The organism is Streptomyces sp., from assembly GCF_035563135.1.
Taxonomy (GTDB): domain Bacteria; phylum Actinomycetota; class Actinomycetes; order Streptomycetales; family Streptomycetaceae; genus Streptomyces.
In genome coordinates this window covers 1-5,737 of record NZ_DATMVN010000559.1, presented here as the reverse complement: position 1 = coordinate 5,737, position 5,737 = coordinate 1, and the positions used below count along the sequence as shown (strand labels likewise).

Annotated in this window: 4 protein-coding genes; 3 read left to right on the top strand and 1 reads right to left on the bottom strand. The window is 73.9% G+C overall.

Going from position 1 to position 5,737, the window contains the following annotated elements:
* Positions 1-1,128: hypothetical protein (locus VN520_RS24860; protein WP_325749160.1), on the top strand; the 1,128-nt coding region annotated here is incomplete at its 5' end.
* Positions 1,129-1,546: 418 nt separating this feature from the next.
* Here the strand turns inward: VN520_RS24860 and VN520_RS24855 are convergent.
* Complete coding sequence (locus VN520_RS24855; protein ID WP_414719942.1) at positions 1,547-3,052, bottom strand: MFS transporter; 1,506 nt, start codon at positions 3,050-3,052, stop codon at positions 1,547-1,549.
* A 274-nt stretch (positions 3,053-3,326) separates the two neighbouring features.
* Between VN520_RS24855 and VN520_RS24850 the strand changes: the two genes are divergently transcribed.
* Entirely contained in the window at positions 3,327-4,859 is a 1,533-nt protein-coding gene (locus VN520_RS24850) for an MFS transporter (protein WP_325749158.1), read from the top strand.
* A gap of 95 nt (positions 4,860-4,954) precedes the next feature.
* On the top strand, positions 4,955-5,611 hold the full coding sequence (locus VN520_RS24845; RefSeq protein ID WP_325749157.1) for a class I SAM-dependent methyltransferase: 657 nt from the start codon (positions 4,955-4,957) through the stop codon (positions 5,609-5,611).
* Positions 5,612-5,737 lie beyond the last annotated feature (126 nt).

The window sequence follows — 5,737 nt, the reverse complement described above, 5'->3', positions numbered from 1 at the left end:
ACGGCCCGCCCCCGGACCCCGCCGCGTCCCGGGCCGCCCGCGCTGACCCTCTCCGCCGACTGTTCCTACGCGGCCCGGCTCACCACCACCGGGGAGCAGGCCGAGCCGGTCCGGTACCCCGAGCGCTGGACACTGGACGGGCCCGAGCCCTACGCCGTACCCCTCCCCCTCGACCAGCCGGAGGAGGCCGGCTCCGACGTGCTGCCGCTCTCCGACGGGCGGGTCATGATCCGGCGACGGGTGGGAGCAGACCGGCACACCTTCTCGCTCCTCTACCCGACCGGGCCGGGCACGGGCGAAGTCTTCCTGGGCGCCCTCGACAGCACCGAGGTCGCCCTCCTCCCTCCGTCCCCGGACGGCATGAGCGCCTGCGCCCTGCTCCCCGGTGAACGCTCCACCGGTGTCTGGCTCGTGGCGGGCGGCGCCACCGGTCCCGAGCACGTGGCGGATGTTCCCGGGCGCTGCTCGGGCGGGGTGTGGCTGGACCGGGAGGGCCGGTTGCTCGCCCTGGACCGGCAGATGCCGGGCGGGGGCCCGGTGAAGGCGGTCGTCGTGGACCTGGAGCGCGGCGGTGAGGTGACTCCCCTGCTCCAGATCGCGCCGGAGAGCAACGACCGGCTGCTGCTGGCCGACGCCGACAGCGGCCTGCTGCTGGTCCGGTCGGACGCGCCCGGCCACGACCGGCTCGGCTGGGGCGTGCTCGGCAGCCGCCTCCCGGTGCGGTTCCCGGAATGCCTGCGCACACCGGACGAGGCGCTGACGCCGTTCGCCGTACAGCCCGGCCAGATGCTGATGCCCGAGAGCTGCGCGGTGGCGCTGCGGATCGACGGGGCCACGGGCAGCTGGGTGGGCCTGTGGCGTCCGGCGGGGCGCCGACTGCACCAGGTCGCGGCGCCCGGCGGGTGGCTGGCCGGAGCCGGCTTCTGGACCCGGGAAGGAGTGCTGCACCTGCCGTACGTGCGGGAGGGCGCCCCTTGTGCCGTGGCGCTGCTGGAGGCTCCCGTGGACGAGCCGTACCCGGCCGCCGTGTCCGCGACGGCCGCGCCCGGGGCTTCCCCGGCTCCTGGCGAGTGCAGGCCCGTCCCGCTGGGGCAGGCGCCCCTCATCGGGCGTACCGCGCCTGGATAAACTGCGGTCCGGGCTACGCGGCCGTTCCGTGCGGGCGCCGACGGTGACCGTGCCGGGGGGCGGCGGGGCTGCGACACACAGGTAAGCGATTGCAACGGGGAGACTTCACCACATGTCTGAAGCCCGAACCGACACGGCCCGGCCCCGTCCGCCCGAGGCGGACATGGACAGGGCCGGAGCCGGCGGCTACGGAAAGCACCGAGGGGGCGCAGCCGCGGAGAGCGTGCCCGTGCAGCCGCACGGGCGTCACCGCCGCCCCTCCGAAGGGGGTGGCAGCGCGGCGGCCTGAACCGCTCCGTACGGCATGAGGGCCGTCACAGCCGTCCCGGCTGTGACGGCCCTCCGCTGTGCGGCAGCAGCACCCGGCCCGGCCCGTCCGCCACCCCGGGCGCGGGAGGCGCACGCCGCGTGGGAGGGCTTACGCCTTCGGGGAGTTCAGCGCCGGCGCGGGCTCGTCGCCGGGCTGTTCCGCCCGGCCCGCGGCGCGTGTGCCCGGACGTCCGCGTGCATCCGTACCTCCCCGCCCCGGCAGCCAGAACAGCATCATCAGTGCTCCGGCCACCAGCACCACGGCGGAGGTGCGGAAGGCCGACGCGTATCCGGCCGTGATCTCGGCCGCGCCCGTCGAGCCCCCGGTGCGGGCCGCCGCGACCGTGGACAGGACGGCGAGGCCCAGCGCGCCGCCCATCGTCCGGGAGGTGTTGACCAGTCCGGAGACGAGTCCGGCATCGCCCGGTGCCGCTTTGGAGGTGGCGAGCGTGGCCAGCGGGGTGGAGGCCAGTCCGGCCCCGGCCATCATCAGGACACCGGGGAGGCAGACCGAGGTGAGGTAGGAGCCGTGCACGCCCATGGTGGACTGCCAGCCGAAGCCGGCGGCGGCGACCAGGGCACCGGCCACGGCCAGGGGCTTGGCACCGGTCCGCGCCATGATCGCGGGTGCGGCCTTCGCTCCGATGAAGACGGCGGCGGAGCTCGGTACGAGTGCGAATCCGGCCTCCAGCGGCGTGTAACCCAGCACGTTCTGGGCGTAGACGGTCATGAAGTACCACATGCAGAAGGTCGCCGACCCCAGCAGCAGCATCGACACGTTCGCCGCTGAGACGGCACGCACGCCCAGCACCCGCAGCGGCATCAGCGGCGCGGCCGCCCTGGACTCCACCAGGACGAACACGCCGAGCAGGGCCAGGCCGCCCAGCAGGGGCACCAGGGTCGCGGCACCGGTCCAGCCGGCGGCCTCGGTCTGCACGATGCCGTACGCCGTGGTCGCCAGGCCGGCCGTGACGAGTACCGCGCCCAGCAGGTCCACACGGCGCCGGTCGCCCGCCCGGCCCTCGGCCAGCCACACCGCCGCACAGGCGAGGACGAGGACGCCGACCGGCACGTTGATGAGCAGGACCCATCGCCAGGAGAGGAGATCGGTGAGCACCCCGCCGATCAGTCCGCCGGCCGCTCCGCCGCCCGCGCCGACCGCCATCCAGGTGCCGATCGCCCTGGAGCGCGCGGGGCCCTCGGGGACGGCCGCGGTCAGGATGGTGAGCGTCGCCGGGGACAGCACGGCGGCGCCGAGTCCCTGCCCGGCCCGGGCGGCGAGGAGTTGCCAGCCCTCCTGCGCGAACCCGCCGGCCAGGGAAGCCGCGGTGAAGAGACCGAGTCCGGTCAGGAACATCCTCTTGCGGCCGTATATGTCCGCGGCCCGCCCGCCGAGCAGCATGAAGCCGGCGAAGGCGATCGAGTAGGCGTTGACGACCCATTGCAGTCCGGACGCGCTCAGGCCCAGATCGACGCGCATGGACGGCAGCGCCACATTGACGACGGACACATCGAGGACGACCAGGAACTGGCCGGTGCAGGCGGCCGCGACCACGGCCCACGTACGGGTTCTCGATCGGGAGGCAGGGCGCGCGGGCCGGGGGGCGTCAGACATGGGTGTCATCCTCGCAGGCCATTCGTGCCCCGTACATCGGTCCGGCTCCCCTTCGGTCCCGTCCGTTCCGCTGCCCCGCGTACGCCCCTCGCCGGCCGCCCTCTTCCTCCACCTCGTCCTGTGTCTTCTTTTACGTCCCGTTCACCGGAATACCGCGGGCGCACGGAAGCGTTCAGCATGCACGCACTTGGCGGGGGCGCTGCACTTCCGCGCGCTCCCGCGCGCTCCGCCCCGCTCGATCTTCCGCACTTCTGCCTGCCCGGAGGCCACACGTATGCAACGGACGACGCACGGACAGCAAGCCGGGGAGCTCCCCGGCCCGCGCGGGGGCAGGGGAGGCTCCCGCGACGGCAAGGGCGGCGTCGTTCCCGTGCTCGCGTTCGCGGGGATCACCGTCGCGGTGATGCAGACCCTGCTCGTCCCCGTCATCAAGGACCTGCCGTACCTGCTGGGCACCGACCCGGCGAACGCCACCTGGGTGATGACGGCCACCCTGCTCGCCGGGGCCGTCGCGACCCCGATCATGGGGCGGCTCGGCGATCTGTACGGCAAGCGGCGGATGCTGCTCGCCAGTCTCGCCGTGATGGTGTCCGGCTCACTGGTCTGCGCCTCCACCGACGACCTGGTGATCATGATCGTCGGCCGGGCGCTCCAGGGTTTCGCCATGGGCGCCATTCCGCTGGGGATCGGCATCATGCGCGATGTGCTGCCGCGCGAGAAGCTCGGCTCGGCGATGGCCCTGATGAGCTCGTCCATAGGTGTGGGCGGCGGCCTCGCGCTGCCCGCCGCCGCGCTCGTCGCCCAGCATGCCGACTGGCACGCGCTCTTCCTCGGTTCGGCCGCGCTGGGGGTGCTGGCCATGACCCTGACGGTGTGCGTCGTGCCGGAGCCCCCGCTGCGGGCGCCGGGACGTTTCGACCTCGTCGGCGCGCTCGGGCTCTCCCTCGGCCTGGTCTGCCTACTGCTGCCCGTCACCAAGGGCGGCGACTGGGGCTGGACCTCTCCCCTGACGCTCGGTCTGATCGCCGCGTCCCTGGTGGTCCTGGTGCTGTGGGGCCTGTTCGAGCTGCGCTCCCCGGCGCCGCTGGTCGATCTGCGTACCAGCGCCCGCCGTGAGGTGCTGCTCACCAATCTCGTCTCGATCATGGTCGGGGTGGCGTTCTACGCCGTCTCGCTGGTCCTGCCGCAGCTGCTCCAGCTGCCCGTGTCGACGGGTTACGGGCTGGGGCAGTCCATGGTGGTGGCCGGGCTCTGCGTGGCGCCGCTGGGCCTGACGATGATGTTCGTCGCCCCGCTGTACGCCCGGATCTCCGCCCGACGCGGCCCCAAGGCCTCCCTGATGCTGGGCATGCTGGTCATCGCCGTCGGTTACGGCGCGGGGCTCGGCCTGATGAGCGCCGCCTGGCAGACCGTGGTGATCGCGGTGGTGCTCGGCGCGGGGATCGGGCTCGCCTACTCCTCGCTGCCCGCGCTGATCATCGGGGCGGTCGACGCGTCCGAGACGGGTGCGGCCAACGGTCTGAACACGCTGATGCGGTCGATCGGCACCTCGCTGTCGAGTGCGGTGATCGGCATGGTGCTGGCGAACACCTCGATGCGGGCGGGCTCGGTGGACGTCCCCACCATGGAGGGTTTCCGGACGTCGTTCATGATCGCCACGGGGGCGGTGCTGATCGGTCTCGTGCTGGCCGCGTTCCTGCCGGCGCAGCGGCCGGCACGCCCGGTGCTCCTGGCCGGCAGCGCGGGCGACGCGCTCGCCGCGGCTGAAAAGGCTCCGGCCGGTGGCGCGGTGCCCGTGCGGCGCTGACCCGCCCCGTCCGTACGCCCCCGCCGACCGGTACGGCGGGGGCGTACGGCACGATGGGACGCCGTCCGATCCGCCGCCCCACCAGGAGGAACCCCGTGGCCGCCGAGTCCGCCGCCCGTCCGGAGCCCGAGGTCCTCGCGGCCTTCGAGGCCGCCAAGGGCTTCATGCCGGTCCACGAAGGGCTCGCCCTGTACGCCGCCGCTGTCGAGGCCGGTGCGCTGGGGCTGCCGCTCCTGGAGGTCGGCACGTACTGCGGGCGGTCCACGATCCTGCTGGCGGACGCCGCCCGGGCGGCCGGGGTGACGGCCCTGACCGTCGACCACCACCGGGGCAGCGAGGAGCAGCAGCCGGGCTGGGAGTACCACGACCCGTCCGTGGTGGACCCTGAGACCGGTCTGATGGACACGCTTCCGGCCTTCCGGCGCACCCTGCACCGGGCAGGCCTGGAGGAGCACGTGGTGGCGCTCGTCGGACGCTCCCCGCAGGCCGCCGCCGTCTGGGGCGGGCCGCTCGGTCTGGTCTTCATCGACGGCGGGCACACCGACGAGCACGCGAACGGTGACTACGAGGGCTGGGCCCCGAAGGTCGCCGGGGGCGGCCTGCTGGTCATCCACGATGTGTTCCCGGACCCGGCGGACGGCGGCCAGGCCCCGTACCGCGTCCACCGACGCGCCCTGGCGTCAGGGGCGTTCACCGAGATCTCGGTGACGGACTCCTTGCGCGTCCTGCGGCGTACGGGGACGGGGATCTGAGGGGCACGGATAGCATCGCGACGTGCGCCACCAAGAATGTCCTCCCCCCGCACCGGGCGCGGGCCCGCGCCACAGGCCCGCGTTCGCCGTGGCGGCGCTGGCCGGTCTGTGCCTGACCGCTGCGGG